This is a genomic window from Agrobacterium sp. 22-226-1 (genome assembly GCF_053522345.1).
Map to the genome: position 1 here is coordinate 331,507 of NZ_JBNWCP010000004.1, position 16,327 is coordinate 347,833.

Below are 16,327 nucleotides of genomic sequence, written 5' to 3' on the forward strand. Positions count from 1 at the left end.
GGGTGCCGGTGCCTGTCGATCAGCAGCCTTTGCCGCCGGTCGCCCAGCGCTTGACGTCGGTTGCGATGCGGCCGGAAAGGGCTTCGTTCATCACGGGGCCGAAAGCATCGAGCTTTGCCGGGTTGCCTTCTGCCTGAACCACCAGCATGGGGCGCGATTCCGGGCTGTTGCGCGGCACGAGCAGGATGCGCGGACGGCCGGAGAAGGAGTTGAGTTCCGGCGCCAGGCGATAGGCCTTGAACGCCGCGTCGCCCGATTTGAACCAGCAGGCATTCGCGCCAAGCGCGATCCGTTCCATGGTCGGCAGGGCCGCGCGGGAGACGGAGGAGGAAGGCTGCGGTTTCGGTTGGCAGGCTGCGAGTGCGGCGGCAGCGAGGATCAGTCCGGTGGCCTTGTAGGCATTGTGTCGAAGAAGACGGGGCATCAGGTCATCCAGAAGAGAGGCCGAAACGGCGCCGAAAGCCGGCATCAAAAAAGGCGGGCTCGAGGCCCGCCCGGTCTATCAGGCTGCGACGACGCCGAGCGCCGAAGCGAAGAGGCCGCGACCGTCATTGCCGCCATGGGCGGCTTCGATCAGGTTTTCCGGATGCGGCATCATGCCGAGGACATTGCCCCTGGCGTTGATGACGCCGGCGATGTCGTTCAGCGAACCGTTGGGGTTGGTGCCGTCGGCATAACGGAACACCACCTGGCCGTTGTCTTCCATCGCCTTCAGCTCGTCGGCTTCGACGAAGTAGTTGCCGTCGTGATGGGCGACGGGGCAGCGCAGAATCTGGCCCTTGTCGTAAGCGCGGGTGAAATCCGTGTCGTTGTTGGCGACTTCGAGCTTCACTTCGCGGCAGACGAATTTCAGCGAGGCGTTGCGCATCAGCGCGCCCGGCAGCATGCCCGCCTCGACCAGAATCTGGAAGCCGTTGCAGACGCCGAGAACCTTGACGCCCTTTTCGGCCTTTTCGCGAATGGCCTGCATGACCGGCATGCGGGCGGCGATGGCGCCGCAACGCAGATAGTCACCATAGGAGAAGCCGCCCGGGATGACGATCAGGTCGACGTCGGGAATATCCGTTTCCGTCTGCCAGATGGTGACGGGCGCGCTTCCGGAGATTTTCGTCAGCGCCGCGATCATGTCGCGGTCGCGGTTGAGGCCGGGAAGTTGGACGACAGCGGATTTCATCGGAGCGGCTCCTGGGCTTCAGAGGATGGCGATGGCGTAGTTTTCGATGACCGTATTGGCCAGAAGCTTTTCGCACATTGCCTTCAGGTCGGTCTCGGCCTTGGCCTTGTCGGCGCCTTCCAGCTCCAGGTCGAAGACCTTGCCCTGACGGACATGGCCAACGCCACCGAAACCGAGGCTGCCGAGCGCGCCTTCGATTGCCTTGCCCTGCGGATCGAGAACGCCGTTCTTCAGCGTAACAGTCACCCGTGCCTTGATCACCTGATCTTCTCCTGATTTTACCTTGTTAGGCCAATATTACTTCACGAGGCCGATATTACTTTACCAGGACTGGACCGGTGCCGCGGATCGGTTCGTTTTCATTGATGATGCCGAGACGGCGCGCGACTTCGGAATAGGCTTCGAGAAGCCCGCCCATGTCGCGGCGGAACAGGTCCTTGTCCATCTTTTTCTGGGTCTCGATGTCCCACAGGCGGCAGCTATCGGGCGAAATCTCGTCGGCGAGGATGATGCGCATCATGTCGCCTTCGAAAAGACGGCCGCATTCGATCTTGAAATCGACAAGCTGGATGCCGACGCCGAGGAACAGGCCGGAGAGGAAGTCGTTGACGCGGATGGCGAGCGCCATGATGTCATCGAGCTCGGCGGGGTTGGCCCAGCCGAAAGCCGTGATGTGCTCTTCGGAGACCATCGGGTCTTCGAGCTCATCGGACTTATAGTAGAATTCGATGATGGAGCGCGGCAGAACCACGCCTTCCTCGATGCCGAGGCGCTTCGACAGCGAGCCGGCAGCGACATTGCGCACGACGACTTCGAGCGGGATCATCTCCACTTCCTTGATCAACTGCTCGCGCATGTTGAGGCGGCGGATGAAGTGCGTGGGAATGCCGATCTTGTTCAGATGCGTGAAGACGTATTCGCAGATACGGTTGTTCAGCACGCCCTTGCCGTCAATGACTTCATGCTTCTTCTTGTTGAAGGCGGTCGCATCGTCCTTGAAGAACTGGATAAGCGTGCCTGGCTCCGGACCCTCGTAGAGGATCTTGGCCTTGCCTTCGTAAATACGGCGGCGACGGTTCATAATTGCAGGTCTCTTGGTTGACGCCGATTCTGGTGGCGTTGCGTTTGGTCTTTGAAGCGGTCCCATAAAGGAAAAGAGTGCATTCTACAATGCGGCTCGCATATTTCCCTTCAATTCTTGTGACAGGCCGGGGAAACCGCTGCGCCCTGAAATTAGGCTTCCGGGGCTGATCGAAGGGGAGGCAGTCCGCAGTGCCGGCGCCGTCAGGGCTCGACAGCCTTCAGCCGGCTCAAAAACTGCGCGAAGACCATACCCCCTTCCGGCCACGGACCATGGCCCGACTCGGTGTTGATATGGCCGGACATGCCGGCGTCGATCAAAAGCGAGCCCCAGGCGGCGGCAATGTCATCGGCATGTTCATAGGAGCCGAAAGGATCGTTGCGGCTGGCGATGGTGATCGCCGGGAAAGGCAGCGGGTCGCGCGGGTAAGGCCCGAAGGTCATCAGGTGCTTCGGCCGGATATCGGGATTGGCGACATCGGGCGGCGCGACGAACAGCGCGCCGGACACCTTCTTGCCGATTTCCGGCAGGGCGTGGATGACGGTTGGCACGCCAAGCGAATGGGCGACGAGGACGATGGGTCTGGTGGAGGCATTGACCTCTTCCACCAGCCGGGCGACCCAGTCTTCCTTCACGGGTTTGGACCATTCGGCCTGCTCGACGCGGCGTGCGGTGGAAAGCTTGCGCTCCCAGCGGCTCTGCCAGTGGTCGGGGCCGGAATTGGTATAACCGGGGACGATCAGGATATCTGCTTCTGAAACTTTCATGCGCCCATATCTGTGTTGTGATGCCGCCGCGATCAAGGTCGCGGCGGCATTAACTTCAAGGTCTCAAACTCAGTTCAAGTCTCAGGCGTTTCCGAAGACGCGGGTGAAGATCGTGTCGACATGCTTGGTGTGGTAGCCGAGGTCGAACTTTTCGCGGATCACCTCTTCGGGAAGTGCGGCGCGCACTTCCTCGTCACCCAGCAGTTCCTCAAGGAAATCGGCGCCCTGTTCCCAGACCTTCATGGCGTTGCGCTGTACCAGACGGTAGGCGTCTTCACGCGATACGCCAGCCTGCGTCAGCGCCAGGAGAACGCGCTGCGAATGCACGAGGCCGCGGAACTTGTTCATGTTCTTCAGCATGTTGTCCGGGTAGATCACCAGCTTTTCGATGACGCCGGCCAGACGGTTCAGCGCGAAATCGAGAGTGACAGTGGTGTCGGGGCCGATGGCGCGCTCAACGGAGGAGTGGCTGATATCGCGCTCGTGCCAGAGCGCAACGTTTTCCATGGCCGGGACGACAGACATGCGCACCAGACGGGCAAGGCCGGTCAGGTTTTCGGTCAGAACCGGGTTGCGCTTGTGCGGCATGGCGGACGAGCCCTTCTGGCCCGGCGAGAAGAATTCTTCCGCTTCCAGAACCTCGGTGCGCTGCATGTGGCGGATTTCGATAGCGACGTTTTCAATCGACGAGGCGATGACGCCGAGCGTGGCGAAGAACATGGCGTGGCGGTCACGCGGGATGACCTGCGTGGAGACCGGCTCGGGGATGAGGCCGAGCTTGGCACAGACATGTTCTTCAACGCGCGGGTCGATATTGGCGAAGGTGCCGACGGCGCCGGAGATCGCGCCCGTGGCGATTTCCGCACGGGCATTAACGAGGCGTTCGCGGTTGCGGTGCATCTCGGCATAGAAGCGGGCGAAGGTCAGGCCCATGGTGGTCGGCTCGGCATGGATGCCGTGGCTGCGGCCGATGCGCACCGTGTTCTTGTGTTCGAAGGCGCGGGTCTTCAGCGCGGTGAGCACCCGGTCCATATCGGCGAGCAGCAGGTCGGCGGCGCGCACGAGCTGGATGTTGAGCGTGGTATCGAGCACGTCCGATGAGGTCATGCCCTGATGCACGAAACGGCTGTCGGGACCGACAAATTCGGCGAGATGGGTAAGAAAGGCGATGACGTCATGCTTGGTGACGGCCTCGATCTCATCGATGCGGGCGACGTCGAATGTGGCGCTGCCGCCCTTTTCCCAGATGGTCTGGGCAGCGGACTTCGGGATGACGCCGAGTTCGGCAAGTGCGTCACAGGCATATGCCTCGATCTCGAACCAGATGCGGAACTTTGTTTCCGGCGACCAGATGGCGACCATTTCCGGCCGGGAGTAACGAGGGATCATGGCAATGACTTTCTTTGTGGAGGAATTTTGCTGCCCGTTTAGCAAAGTGTTCCGGTAATCTCAATCTATCAAGCTACATGCCTCTGTTGCTCGTTGCGCACGTCGGCAGAGGATTGCGCCCGCAGGCAGGAGCGGAACGATGGCAAAGGGAAAATATAAGCCAAGGCCGAGAATGCAGAACTGGTAAATCGCGCCGAGCGATGTGAAGAGCTGCTGGAAAAACCAGATGCGGGAGAATGCCGGCGCGTGCCATTGCGCATAGAAAATACGGTACTCGAAAGCGAAAAACGCCGCCGCAACTGCCAGCGTGAAAAAAGCGATGGCAAGACAGGCCGCCGCAAAACGCAGCGGCAGGGCGGCGGAAGCAAGGAGAAGGTGCAGCGCCGCCATGGCCAGCAGCCAGCCGAAGAGGCCGCCCGCGAAGAAAAGCATGATGATGTCGGCGGCATGGTCGGTTTCCAGCCGGTTCCTGACATAGAGGCCGATAGCGGCGGCGGCGCTGGAACAGACGGCCCAGACAAGCGCGCCGAGCAGCGGAAACAGCGCTGCCGAAGCCGTGTCACGGAAACCCCGCCTGTCGCTCTCCATGCCGATCCCCCAACGCCTTGCCGTGCCCCTTCGGCGGCGGCGATTATGTCCGCGCGGCTTCCGCTGCGTGGCGCAGTTGCGCGACCGTCTTGCGGTAGTCGGCAACGCCGTCGCCCTTGAATATGGCCGAGCCGGCCACCAGCGCATTCGCACCGGCGGCAACGATCGCGCCTGCGGTTTCCGCCGTCACGCCGCCATCCACTTCGAGTTCGATCGGCCGGTCGCCGATCATGGCCTTTGCCGCGCGGATTTTGTCCAGCATGGCCGGAATGAACTTCTGCCCGCCGAAACCGGGATTGACGCTCATGATCAGGACGAGGTCGACATCATCAAGCACGTTTTCGATGACCGAAAGCGGTGTTGCGGGGTTTAGCGTCACGCCGGCCTTTCTGCCGAGCCCGCGGATCGTCTGCAGCGAGCGGTGCAGGTGAGGCCCGGCTTCGGCATGCACGGTGATGCTGTCGCAGCCCGCCTTGGCGAAGGCTTCGAGGTACGGGTCGACGGGTGCGATCATCAGATGGCAGTCGAAGAAGGCCATGCTGTGCGGCCGCAGCGCCTTGATGACATCCGGCCCGAAGGAGATGTTGGGGACGAAATGGCCATCCATCACATCGAGATGAATCCAGTCCGCGCCCGCTTCCGTGACATCGGCGACTTCCTGTCCGAGCTTGGCGAAATCGGCAGCCAGAATGGACGGGGCTATGCGGATGGGCAGGGACATGGGGCAAACTCCTCTCGACGCGTTGCGTAAGCTGCCTTTAACACCAAGTATCGGGGTTTGAAACGGCTGGCGGCGCGGTTGCCGGCGGTTTTCAGCTGCGTTTCCTCGAATTTTCGGCGGTGCGGGTTTCGCCTATTGTCTTTCAGCCTTATCCGCCGGTTCGAAGCGCTGGCCGTTCCATCGCTGCAGGCGATAGGGATTGTCCAAAAGGTCATGCGACGGGTTGAAGCCGAGATCGCCGAGAACGGTTTTGAAAAGGGTGCCGCCCGCCAGTATCTCCGGCGCGGGTTTCGACTGCGCCTGCGTGGCTTCCGCAACGGCGGCGGTGAGTTCCGCTGCCGCATAGGCCGGCAGGACGTAACCTTCCGGCTCGATGCCGGCGCCGCGCAGTTCGCCGGCAACCGCCTGGGCCGATGGCAGGGTATCATAGGCCGGGCGGGTGACCGCCAGCACATTCGCGGCCAAAGGGACCGGATTGTTGGCCGCATTCATGGCATCGCCGCCCATGACGGTGAGGGGAATGTTCTCCGACCCGGCGTCTCTGGCAATGATGGCGACGTCGTTGCGTTCCGCGCCGACGAAGACATGGGAAATGCCGGTGCGCGCCAGCCGGCGCACCAGCGCCACCTGCTGTTCCTGGTTGGGACGCATCGTATCGGCAAGGGTGGGCTTCAGACCGTTTTCCTCGAGCGACGAGCGGATGCGGTCGACCAGCTCGCGACTGTAGATCGTGCCGTCATCCACAAGTCCGATGGAGTGTCCCTTCCAGTCGCGCAGGATGATCTCCGCGATCCTGTCCGATTCGGCCCTGTCTGACGGGGCGAGGCGAAAGAGTGGCCAGCCGTATTTCAGGGCGTCTTCCATCAGGATCGGCGCGCGGCTGGAAAGCGTGATGGCGGGAATGGCGGCCGCTTTCAGCGGCGGCAGGACATCCTGAAGCGTTTCGGTGCACAAGAAACCGATTGCGGCGCTGACCTTGGCGGCCACGAGGCCATCGGCAATGGCGCCGCCGCTGCCATCTTCGCAGCTTTCATGGATTTCGACGACATCCAGCCCGAGCTTTGCCGCCGCCGCCTTCGCACCCTGCCGCACCTGCTGCCCCAGAAGTTCGTAAGGACCGCTCTGTGGCGCAACAATGCCAATCGATGCCGCGCTTGCTGAGCCCGCAAGGGCAAAACCGGCGATGATCGTTAGCAGGCGAAGTGAAAGCATGACGTGATAGAAATCCTGTTGTCCCGGCTTGATGTTTATCGGCAACAACCGGTTTTCCAAAGGAAAAATCGCCGATGTTCCATCATATTCGCATATCGCCATCCGCGGGACGGCGGATTTGCTCTGAAGTTGTCCGATTCGAGAGCGCGGGTCGTCGTCGCAGCTTGTAGTTGTTGCTGTCCGATATAATTGCGCACCATGTCTTTATTGAAGGATTATTTTTGCCGACCAGCAATTCGCTCCTGCGCCGGATGGGTGGAGAAGTATTTCACATCATTGTCGCGGCGGGCGTTACTTCATAAATCCATTACATGTGGCGCGTATAAGCACAGTTTAGAAAAAGTCGGTCCGCGTTTCTGCTTTTTAAAGTGCAGCACAAAAAGATGCACATTTTATTTTCATATTTGTAATTTATTGATATATAACGTAAATATATAAACCTTCCCATCGTTCACCTCTTTTCCGCCATGTTTTTTTCGCATTTGCGAGAAGATTTGCTTGACGGAAAGTAAATGATTGGCTTAGATATAACTGTTTCAGGGGACGACTGAAATTGGCCATAACAGGCCTCGGAAAGTGTTCCGATTATAAGCACTGCCAGACTATATTGAATTTCATATTCTATTTTTTTTTATTACGTATAAACCGCTTCGGGAAACTGGGGCGGTTTTTTACATGTAGCTAATTTAAGCAATTTAAAATTGAATTAGAAAAGTCCCGCGCAAAGACGTTCTTTCATTTTCGAATTTATGGAAAAGATATCGCGCGGAGGGGGCGAAGCCGGCTCCGACGTACAGATCAATATGACTGCTTGAAAATGCCCGTTGACGGCAATTGTCGCCCGCAAGCGAGTTCGACCGGCTGCCTGTGCGGCTTTATTTCAGGGCGGCCAGGGCGTCCCTGGCAAAGGCGGAGATGGGTTCGGGAAGCTTATCCGGATCGAACCAGCCGATGGCGGAAAGCTTGTCGGGTTCGGTCAGTGCCGGCTCACCCTGCGCATCGCGGGTGACGAAGATCAGCGAAACCCAGTGGTGGCGATCTTCCGTATCGATGAATTCGCTATGGCAGAGAAATTCCACGGTGCCGATCTTGAGCCCGGTTTCTTCTTCGGCCTCGCGGCGTGCCGCGGCAAGCGAAGTTTCAAGGTGATCGACCTTGCCGCCCGGAATGCTCCAGTATCCGGCTTCCGGCGCCTTCAGGCGCCGGCATAAAAGCACGCGGCCGTCACGCATGATGGCGAGGCCGACGCCGACACCCGGAAAATCGAGACCTGGCCTGGCGGTCGGCGTCATGCTGTCCATTCCCGCGGTCAGGCCTTGGCGTTGGCCACGATCAGCATGAAGGCGGGGATGTCGTCGCCGAAACCAACCGGTGTCGGGCCATCGTCATGGTCGCGATAATGGCGGCGGCGGTCGCGGTTGTCGTCATTGGCGTGCAGCGGATTGCGGCTGTTGCGGTCGGAATTGCGCGGGGTCTTTTCCTGCTTGCGTTCTGCTTTCACCTTGTCGTCTCCATGAGCCGCGATGTCCGTGTCCGCAGCGGATTGTGCACCCTGATTGATGTTTTCGACCGGCGCTGCGTCGCGACGGTTGCGGTCGCGGCCCCTGCCGCCCCGTTCCTTGCCCCGGCGGCCGGAATTGCTTTCAAAGCTTTCCATCGGCGCGGGAAGGGTGGAGAGGTCACCGTTCTGCCACTCGATCTTTTCGCCGATCAGCTTTTCGATCGCGTCGAGATACTTCGTGTCGCTCCTGGTGACGATGGTGAAAGCCTTGCCGGAGCGGCCGGCACGGCCGGTACGGCCGATGCGGTGGACATAGTCTTCCGAATGAATGGGAATATCGAAGTTGAAGACGTGGCTGACATCGGGGATGTCCAGGCCGCGTGCGGCAACATCGGAGGCGACGAGCAGCTTCAGATTGCCGTCCTTGAAGTTCTGCAGCATCGTGGTGCGCGAACGCTGGTCCATATCGCCATGCAGCGCGCCGACGGAAAAACCGTGACGGTCAAGCGAGCGGAACAGGTCGGCCACATCCTTCTTGCGGTTGCAGAAGATGATGGCGTTCTTCAGTTCGGCTTCTTCGGCGCGGACGAGATCGCGCAGCACGGCGCGCTTTTCATAGTCCTTGTTGTGCGCGGCGACGATGCGCTGGGCAACGGTCTTTGCCGTGGAGGAGGGCTTGGCGACTTCGACGCGAACGGGGTTCTGCAGGAATCGATCAGCAAGCTTCTGGATTTCCGGCGGCATGGTGGCCGAGAAGAACAGCGTCTGCCGGGTGAACGGGATCATCTTGGCGATGCGCTCGATATCGGGAATGAAGCCCATATCCAGCATACGGTCGGCTTCGTCGATGACGAGGATTTCCACGCCGGTCATCAAAAGCTTGCCGCGCTCGCAATGGTCGAGAAGGCGGCCGGGGGTGCAGATCAGCACATCGGCGCCGCGCTCAAGCTTGCGGTCCTGGTCTTCGAAGGAAACGCCGCCGATGAGCAGGGCGACGTTCAGCTTGTGATTCTTGCCGTATTTCTCGAAGTTCTCCGCCACCTGCGCTGCCAGCTCACGGGTCGGCTCGAGGATCAGCGTGCGCGGCATTCTGGCGCGGGCGCGGCCCTTCTCGAGCAGGGTGAGCATCGGCAGAACGAAGGACGCGGTTTTGCCCGTGCCGGTCTGTGCGATACCGCAGATATCACGCTTTTCCAGCGCCGGCGGAATGGCGCCAGCCTGAATGGGTGTCGGCGTCGTGTAGCCGGCATCTGCAATAGCGGAAAGAACTTTTTGGCTCAGGCCAAGATCAGAGAATGTTGTCAAAGGAAGAACTTTTTCCGTTCTGGTTCGGTAAGAACACCTGCGTGCCGCGACGGCACTTGCAAAGACTTGGCGCGGGGATATGCCCAAATTGCCGGAAAGTCAAGGAAACAACGGGAAAAGCGCGCGAAACAGCGGGGTTCGGGCGGGGCTTCTGGGCCTTTGGTGCAGATTTTCGCGATTTATCGTAAAAAGCGCAAAAAAAGCATTAAAATCGGGCTGCTATTTTAAATAGGTTTTGAGTTCCGTTCCGGCGATCAGGAACCGCATGGGATCAACCGGCGTATCGTTGCGGCGCACCTCGTAATGCACATGCGGACCGGTGGAGCGGCCGGTGCTGCCGGCGCGGCCGATGACGTCGCCTGCCTCGACCCTGTCGCCGGCTTTCACCAGAATGGCGGAGAGATGGCCGAATCGCGTCGAGATGCCCTGGCCGTGATCGATCTCGACCATATTGCCGTAGCCGCCGGAATTTTCCGCCACCGTCACCTTGCCCGCGCCGGTGGATTTGACGTCAGCGCCGGTCTCGGCACGAAAATCGATGCCGGTATGCAGGGCCGGGCGGCCGAGAAACGGATCCATCCGGTTGCCGAATCGGCTGGTGATCGCCCGGCCGGGCGCCGGGTTGCCGAAGGGCAGGGTGGTCGCGGTTTCCTTGACGATGTCGAGCCGGTTCAGCGCATTGTCGAGATTGGTGAGCGACAGGTTGAAAGGATCGGTGTCACCGCGCTCGGGGTCGGCATAGGGGCCGCCTATGTCGTCATTGCCGTTCTCTTCGATTTTCAGGCCCGCCTGCCGGATGATGTCCTGCATCGCATTCGCCTTGTCCTCGGCGTCGCTGGTCAGTCTGGCGATGCGCGATATCTGCTGGCGTTCGATATCCTTCAGCGACAGGGTCACCTTGGAAAACACCCGGTCGGCCCGGTCGGATGGCGTTTCGCCGGCTTCGGGTACATAGGCGGCGCGTCTGTCCGATGCGGCGGGCTTTTCCGCCTGCGGCTTGCGGGGCGTCATCAGCTTTTCAATGGCCGAAAGGCCGCCGGAGAGGTCAGCGCGTTTTTCCGGCGCCATGGCGTTCGAAAGAGACGAGGGCGCGGCCGGGGAGGCGGCGATGCCGGAGTTCTCGGCGCGTTCCAGCAATTCGCTCATACGGCCGTGCCGCGAGGTCAGCGCCGCCTGCTGTTCCAGCAGCTTTTCCACTTTCTTTTCAACGACCTGCTGATCGAGCAACTGCCGGGAAGTGACGCGGTCCACCTGGGCTCTCAGCGCTGCGATGCGGTCTTCATAGTCGTTCTGCATGCGGGTCTGGCGGGCCATGGTCGCGCCGATCAGATCGTCGCGTAAAATGAGATAGCCTGTGGCTCCGAGATAACCGAGCGAGAAAAGGCCGATCGTGCAGCCGGCAAGCGCCGCCATCCACGGACGGATGGTCATATGCCGCACCCTGTCGCCGCGCGCGAGAATGAGCACGTGCGGCTCACGCTTTTTGCCGAATACCCGGTTTTCCGCCGTATCAGTCACAATCTCTCTCCGGACTGGCCGATTTCTTAAGGGAAATCATAATTCGTTAAGGTTAACGAAGTTTTGCCGGAGAGGCCTTTTGGCGATGTCGGCTATTGGCTGACGGATGTTAGCGAGCGATAAAAGGAGGGCGTCAGGCCGGCTTCGGCGCGGGCAATGTCGTTGAAGGGCGGTTTCAAAGGGCCGCGGAAATTCGCGCGCACCAGCTGCCTGAAGGTCGCGGCCGGGTCCTTCTTTTCACGGGCGCACAGGAACCGGAACCATTTCGCGCCGATGGCGACATGGCCCTTTTCGTCATTATAGATGACATCGAGAACGGCGGCGCTTTCGAGATCGCCCGTCTCGCGCATCTTCGCCTGCAGGGAAGGGGTGACATCCAGTCCGCGCGCTTCCAGGATGAGCGGGACGACGGCGAGCCGTGCAGTGAGATCGTTGCGGGTGGAATGCGCGGCCTGCCAGAGCCCGTCATGGGCCGGCAGATCGCCATAGTCGGCGCCGAGGCTTCTCAGCCTGTCCCGCACCAGCCGGAAATGTTTTGCCTCCTCGAAGGCGACCTGCATCCAGCCGTCGAAAAAGGAATGCGGCACCGGCTCGCTGGCATAACGCGCGACGATATCGAGCGCGAGATCGACGGCGTTGAGTTCGATATGGGCGATGGCGTGCAGCAGCGCGATGCGGCCCTTGATGCTGTGTAGGGAGCGGCGTTCCACGGCGGTCGGCGGCACGAGTTCCGGCTTCTCGGGCCTGCCCGGCCGCTCAGGCAGCGGCGGGTCGAGAGGCGAGCGCAGCGACAGGCGGCGCTCGAACCAGCGTGTCGCCGTTTCCTGCGCGAGTGCGGTCTTTCTGTCGAGATCGGCGCTCACGATGGCATCCGTCGCGCCGCCTCGCAGCGAGATGATTTTGAACGGGGGCGTCACGACGGGTTGGTCCCTCAGAGCTTCTTTACGGCCTCGAGAACGGCCTGGGCGTGGCCCGCGACCTTCACCTTGTTCCAGATTTCCGCGATTTTTCCATCCGGGGCAACGAGGACGGTCGTGCGTTCGACGCCCATGTATTTTTTCCCATACATGCTTTTTTCCTTCCAGACGCCATAGGCTTCCAGAACCTTCCTCTCCTCGTCGGAAGCGAGCATGACGGAAAGCGAATGTTTTGCCGCAAACTTGTCGTGGCTTTTGACGCTGTCGGGCGAAATGCCGATGACGACGGCATTGGCTGCCTCGAATTCGCCCCCCAGCGCGCTGAAGTCGATGGCTTCTGCGGTGCAGCCGGAAGTATCGTCCTTCGGGTAGAAATAGAGGATGACGGCCTTGCCTTGCAGTTTGGACAATGTCACCGTCCCTTCACCGTTGCGGGGCAAAGTAAAATCGGGAGCCGGGCCGCCAATCGTCAAGTCTGTCATAATCTACCTTTCTTTCGCCGGGATGTTGAGGAAAAGTCGCCACATTCGATATATAGCGAAACCGCGCGTCGTCCAGATCACTATTTAGATTTCAGGTCGAAACGATCTTAAATCTCAATCGTTATCCGGGCTAAAGAATTAAAGCGGGATTCCGGACGAAAACCGCTTACACTTTTCGCCATCCCGCTTCGGTGTTGCGGCGAAACAAAGCTATTCAAGGGCAAACACGGGCGTATGGCTGAAGTCAGGGGTGAAAAGGTCAAGTTCGGCAGACGCGATGTCATTGCGCTGCACGATCTTCCTTCGGCGCAGGCCGAAGATCCCATCATCGTGCATTGCCCGGCGCCGCGCTCCATGGTGCGTGCCTTCATCAAGATTTTCGCAGCGCTTTTCGTGCTGGCCTTCCTGTCCATCGGCGGCATCATTCTTTCCGTCGAGACCGGATCGATCGATGCGACGCTTTCCAGCCAGGCGCAGCAGGCCCTGGAAAGGGCGCTCGGCCCCCATTACAGCGCGCGGATCGGTTCTTCGGCGATCAGGTTTTCCACCGGGCTGCGCCTTGCGCTGGTGGCGGAGGACGTGGATATCATCGAGAAGGAATCCGGCCAGCATATGAGCCGGGCGCGGGCAATCGGCATGGCGCTCGATCCGCTTGCGCTTCTTACTGGACGCGTCTCGGTGGAGAGCCTCGAGGCCGACGGGATGGAGCTCGATACGGCGCTTTTGCCCAAGGGTAACGGGTTCGATCTCGCCAGCGTCAAGCTCGACGCCGTGCCGCAGCAATTGCAGGAGGCCTTCGGGCAGCTCGACAAGCTCGCTCAGGCTTTTCTGAGCAGCGGAACCGAGGAAATCGATATTTCCAGCGTTTCGGTTCACCTGCCGCCCGGAGAGTTGGGCAAGCCGCGCACCGTCGAAGTGCGTGAACTGTCGCTGACGCCAGATCAACAGGGCGGATATTCGCTCGATGGAGAAACGCTGTTTAACGGTGAAATTGCCAGCGTGTCGCTGCAGACTTCTGGATCGGGTGGCCGGATAGACGGTTTTGAAGCCCGCATCGACGGTTTCGATATCGGCCCGTTTCTTGAGAAATACGATCCCGACGGAAATCTTCACGAAGGCCTGAACGTCAAGACGGGTATCAATATTGTCGCTCGGCGCGCCATGGAAGGGCAGGAGCCACGGCTGGAGATTTCGCTCGGCCTTGGCAATGGAACGCTGATGATCGGCGGCGAGTCCCAGACCTTTACGGCTGGCAACGTCCATGCGCGTTATGACTTTGCCAAAAGCACCCTTGTCATCGATAATTCGCGGCTGGAGCTCGGGCGGACAATTCTTCCGGTCGCCGGTGAAATCAGCGATACAGAAGACGGTTTCGGCCTTTCGCTGCGGATCGACAATGCCGTTGCTTCGTCCGAAGCTTCGGGCGAGGCCCCGGTTCCTTTCAGCCTGAAGGCGGACGGGCATTTTACGGCGGCGACGAAGCAGCTCGACGTTCCCTCGCTTTATGTGACAGGCCCGCTCGGAGACATGGCGGGATCGCTGAAAATCCGGTTCGGCCAGGGGTCGCCGGAAATCAGCTTCGGCGGGCAAATTCCGAAGATGGAGGCCACGGCGGTCAAGCAGCTCTGGCCGTTCTGGATGGCGCACAAGCCGCGCGACTGGGTGGTGTCCAATCTCTACGGCGGCACCGTCACCAATGGTTCAATCGCGATCTTCATTCCGCAGGGACGGATGTGCGGCCCCGGCTGCCCGCTGGTGCTCGGCGAAAGCGAAATGCAGATCCGTTTCGATATCGACGATACGCGTCTCAATACCACCGGCGACATTCCGCCGTTGCGCGATGTCGATGCGCATTTCGATCTCGTGGGCGGCAAGATGGCCGTCGATATCAAGCGGGGGACATCCTATTTCCCGTCGAACCGGTCGCTCGCGCTGGAAAACAGCCGTTTTCTCATTTCCGCTGTTTACGACAAGCCGCTGCTCGGAAATCTCGAACTGAACGTTTCGGGCTCGGCCGATGCCGTGGCCGAGCTTGCGGCGCTCAAACCCATCAATGCGCTCAAGGATACGCAGTTCAAGCCTGAGGATTTCACCGGCGATGTCAAAGCCCATGCCAACCTGACCGTTGGCCTGCTTTCCAGCCATAACCCGCCTCCGCCGGTGTGGACGGCCGATCTCGATCTGAAGAACCTGTCGCTGACCAAGCCCTTTGCGGGCCACAAGGTGACTGCACTCGACGGTTTCATGACGCTGGACGACCGCCAGCTCAAACTGGAGGGCAGGGGCCGCGTGGACGACGTGCCGATGGACATCGTGATGACGGAGCCGGTGCGCAAGAACAGCGATATCGCGCCGACGCTGTCGTTGAAGGCAAGCCTGAACGAAACCCAGGTTGCCAAGCTCGCTCCGGAACTTTCCACGGTCCTCGGCGGCACGACGGCGATTGAAATCGACGGCGCCGACCCGAAACGCCAGGATATCCGGCTCGATCTGACCAAGGCGTCGATCATTCTGCCGGGGCTCGGCTGGAGCAAGGGCATCGGCATTCCCGCCAGCGCCACCTTCACCATGGAAATGGGAGACGGGCGCACGACGATCAGCGACTTCTCGCTCGACGGCGACGGCTTCGGCGCTGCCGGCGATATCGCCTTCAGCAAGAACGGGCTGATTTCAGCCGATCTCAGCCGCGTGCAGCTTTCGCCCTCCGATAATTACGCCGTTTCGGTCGCCGCTTCGAAGAACGGCTATATCATCAATGCATCGGGGAAATCCGCCGATGTCAGGCCTTTCCTCTCGAAGCTTCGCAGCTCTTCCGGCAGCGGCGACGGGACGTCGCGTTCGCAGCCATCCCTTGCCATCAAGACGCAATTCGACAAGGTCTACGGGTTCAACGACGAAATCCTTGCCAATGTCAGTTCCGATGTCAGCGTGCGGGACGGCAAGGTCCGCTCCATCGATTTCCGTGGCGTCACCGGCAACGGCCAGGCGGTGGTGGCGCAGACTACCAATCGCGGGGCGACGGGAACCGTGACACTGACCAGCAGCGATGCGGGGTCGCTCGCCCGTTTCGCCAATATCTACAGCCGCATTCGCGGCGGTCTTCTCAACCTTGCGCTGACGACCTCCAATGGCAGCGACTGGAGCGGATCGCTCGACCTGCGCAATTTTGCCGTCGTCAACGAAGCCAAGCTGCAGGACATCGTCGCCACGCCGACGGGTGAGGATGGCAGGAGCCTCAACAATGCGGTACGCCGCAATATCGATGTCAGTTCGGAAAAATTCCAGCGCGGTTTTGCCCGGCTGGTTTACGTAAATGGTTCGGTGGCGGTGGAAAACGGCGTCGTGCGCGGCGAGCAGATCGGCGCGACCTTCCAGGGGCTGCTGAAGGACCAGAGCGGCCGCATGGACATGACCGGCACCTTCATGCCCGCCTATGGCCTGAACCGGCTGTTCGGCGAGCTGCCCTTCATCGGCATCTTCCTCGGCAATGGCCGCGACCGGGGCTTGCTCGGCATTACCTTCAAGCTCTCCGGCCAGACGGACCAGCCGAAGCTGACGATCAATCCGCTGTCGCTGATCGCGCCGGGCGTCTTCCGGCAGATTTTCGAATTTCAGTGAATGGAACGTCGCAAAGCTTGGCGCAAGCGGCTGTTTGGCGAGAACGGGTGCACC

General features: G+C 60.4%; 15 protein-coding genes. 1 reads left to right on the forward strand and 14 read right to left on the reverse strand.

Annotation, left to right across the window (positions count from 1 at the left end; translation table 11 throughout):
* Positions 1-19: 19 nt before the first annotated feature.
* The 14 genes from ACQZ5K_RS09695 to ACQZ5K_RS09760 form a co-directional block, all read right to left on the reverse strand.
* Positions 20-469, reverse strand: coding sequence for a hypothetical protein (locus tag ACQZ5K_RS09695; protein ID WP_448740234.1), 450 nt, complete (start codon positions 467-469; stop codon positions 20-22).
* Between the two features lie 33 nt (positions 470-502).
* On the reverse strand, positions 503-1,174 hold the full coding sequence (purQ, locus tag ACQZ5K_RS09700; protein WP_003520438.1) for a phosphoribosylformylglycinamidine synthase subunit PurQ: 672 nt from the start codon (positions 1,172-1,174) through the stop codon (positions 503-505).
* 18 nt (positions 1,175-1,192) lie between these two features.
* Positions 1,193-1,435 (reverse strand): phosphoribosylformylglycinamidine synthase subunit PurS, encoded by a 243-nt coding sequence (purS, locus tag ACQZ5K_RS09705; RefSeq protein ID WP_003507918.1) that lies wholly within the window; start codon positions 1,433-1,435, stop codon positions 1,193-1,195.
* A 55-nt stretch (positions 1,436-1,490) separates the two neighbouring features.
* Entirely contained in the window at positions 1,491-2,255 is a 765-nt protein-coding gene (gene purC, locus ACQZ5K_RS09710) for a phosphoribosylaminoimidazolesuccinocarboxamide synthase (protein ID WP_003520440.1), read from the reverse strand.
* A 203-nt stretch (positions 2,256-2,458) separates the two neighbouring features.
* Positions 2,459-3,022: an alpha/beta hydrolase gene (locus tag ACQZ5K_RS09715; protein WP_003520442.1), complete on the reverse strand. Its 564-nt coding sequence runs from the start codon at positions 3,020-3,022 to the stop codon at positions 2,459-2,461.
* Between the two features lie 81 nt (positions 3,023-3,103).
* Entirely contained in the window at positions 3,104-4,411 is a 1,308-nt protein-coding gene (purB, locus tag ACQZ5K_RS09720; RefSeq protein ID WP_003520443.1) for an adenylosuccinate lyase, read from the reverse strand.
* A gap of 60 nt (positions 4,412-4,471) precedes the next feature.
* Positions 4,472-4,999 carry a hypothetical protein gene (locus ACQZ5K_RS09725; RefSeq protein WP_448740235.1) on the reverse strand — a complete coding sequence of 176 codons (528 nt, stop codon included), beginning with the start codon at positions 4,997-4,999 and terminating at the stop codon, positions 4,472-4,474.
* 43 nt (positions 5,000-5,042) lie between these two features.
* Positions 5,043-5,720 carry a ribulose-phosphate 3-epimerase gene (gene rpe, locus ACQZ5K_RS09730; protein ID WP_003520447.1) on the reverse strand — a complete coding sequence of 226 codons (678 nt, stop codon included), beginning with the start codon at positions 5,718-5,720 and terminating at the stop codon, positions 5,043-5,045.
* A gap of 132 nt (positions 5,721-5,852) precedes the next feature.
* Positions 5,853-7,034, reverse strand: a complete 1,182-nt coding sequence (locus ACQZ5K_RS09735; protein WP_448740236.1) for an ABC transporter substrate-binding protein — start codon at positions 7,032-7,034, stop codon at positions 5,853-5,855.
* 773 nt (positions 7,035-7,807) lie between these two features.
* Positions 7,808-8,233, reverse strand: a complete 426-nt coding sequence (locus ACQZ5K_RS09740) for an NUDIX domain-containing protein (RefSeq protein WP_020810923.1) — start codon at positions 8,231-8,233, stop codon at positions 7,808-7,810.
* 8 nt (positions 8,234-8,241) lie between these two features.
* Positions 8,242-9,738 carry a DEAD/DEAH box helicase gene (locus tag ACQZ5K_RS09745; RefSeq protein WP_003520451.1) on the reverse strand — a complete coding sequence of 499 codons (1,497 nt, stop codon included), beginning with the start codon at positions 9,736-9,738 and terminating at the stop codon, positions 8,242-8,244.
* A 219-nt stretch (positions 9,739-9,957) separates the two neighbouring features.
* Positions 9,958-11,256 carry a M23 family metallopeptidase gene (locus ACQZ5K_RS09750; protein WP_448740237.1) on the reverse strand — a complete coding sequence of 433 codons (1,299 nt, stop codon included), beginning with the start codon at positions 11,254-11,256 and terminating at the stop codon, positions 9,958-9,960.
* Positions 11,257-11,348: 92 nt separating this feature from the next.
* Positions 11,349-12,173 carry a ferritin-like domain-containing protein gene (locus ACQZ5K_RS09755; protein WP_003522668.1) on the reverse strand — a complete coding sequence of 275 codons (825 nt, stop codon included), beginning with the start codon at positions 12,171-12,173 and terminating at the stop codon, positions 11,349-11,351.
* Positions 12,174-12,187: 14 nt separating this feature from the next.
* Positions 12,188-12,655: a peroxiredoxin gene (locus tag ACQZ5K_RS09760; protein WP_020810868.1), complete on the reverse strand. Its 468-nt coding sequence runs from the start codon at positions 12,653-12,655 to the stop codon at positions 12,188-12,190.
* Between the two features lie 234 nt (positions 12,656-12,889).
* Between ACQZ5K_RS09760 and ACQZ5K_RS09765 the strand changes: the two genes are divergently transcribed.
* A complete protein-coding gene (locus tag ACQZ5K_RS09765) occupies positions 12,890-16,273 on the forward strand; it encodes a YhdP family protein (protein ID WP_448740238.1) in 3,384 nt (1,127 codons plus the stop codon).
* Positions 16,274-16,327 lie beyond the last annotated feature (54 nt).

Coding starts and splice junctions, on each gene's coding strand:
- purQ (WP_003520438.1), bottom strand. CDS start 1,174: ATGAAATCCGCTGTCGTCCAACTTCCCGGCCTCAACCGCGACCGCGAC.
- rpe (WP_003520447.1), bottom strand. CDS start 5,720: ATGTCCCTGCCCATCCGCATAGCCCCGTCCATTCTGGCTGCCGATTTC.
- ACQZ5K_RS09760 (WP_020810868.1), bottom strand. CDS start 12,655: ATGACAGACTTGACGATTGGCGGCCCGGCTCCCGATTTTACTTTGCCC.
- ACQZ5K_RS09695 (WP_448740234.1), bottom strand. CDS start 469: ATGCCGGCTTTCGGCGCCGTTTCGGCCTCTCTTCTGGATGACCTGATG.
- ACQZ5K_RS09715 (WP_003520442.1), bottom strand. CDS start 3,022: ATGAAAGTTTCAGAAGCAGATATCCTGATCGTCCCCGGTTATACCAAT.
- ACQZ5K_RS09765 (WP_448740238.1), top strand. CDS start 12,890: ATGGCTGAAGTCAGGGGTGAAAAGGTCAAGTTCGGCAGACGCGATGTC.
- purC (WP_003520440.1), bottom strand. CDS start 2,255: ATGAACCGTCGCCGCCGTATTTACGAAGGCAAGGCCAAGATCCTCTAC.
- ACQZ5K_RS09740 (WP_020810923.1), bottom strand. CDS start 8,233: ATGGACAGCATGACGCCGACCGCCAGGCCAGGTCTCGATTTTCCGGGT.
- ACQZ5K_RS09735 (WP_448740236.1), bottom strand. CDS start 7,034: ATGGCGATATGCGAATATGATGGAACATCGGCGATTTTTCCTTTGGAA.
- ACQZ5K_RS09725 (WP_448740235.1), bottom strand. CDS start 4,999: ATGGAGAGCGACAGGCGGGGTTTCCGTGACACGGCTTCGGCAGCGCTG.
- purB (WP_003520443.1), bottom strand. CDS start 4,411: ATGATCCCTCGTTACTCCCGGCCGGAAATGGTCGCCATCTGGTCGCCG.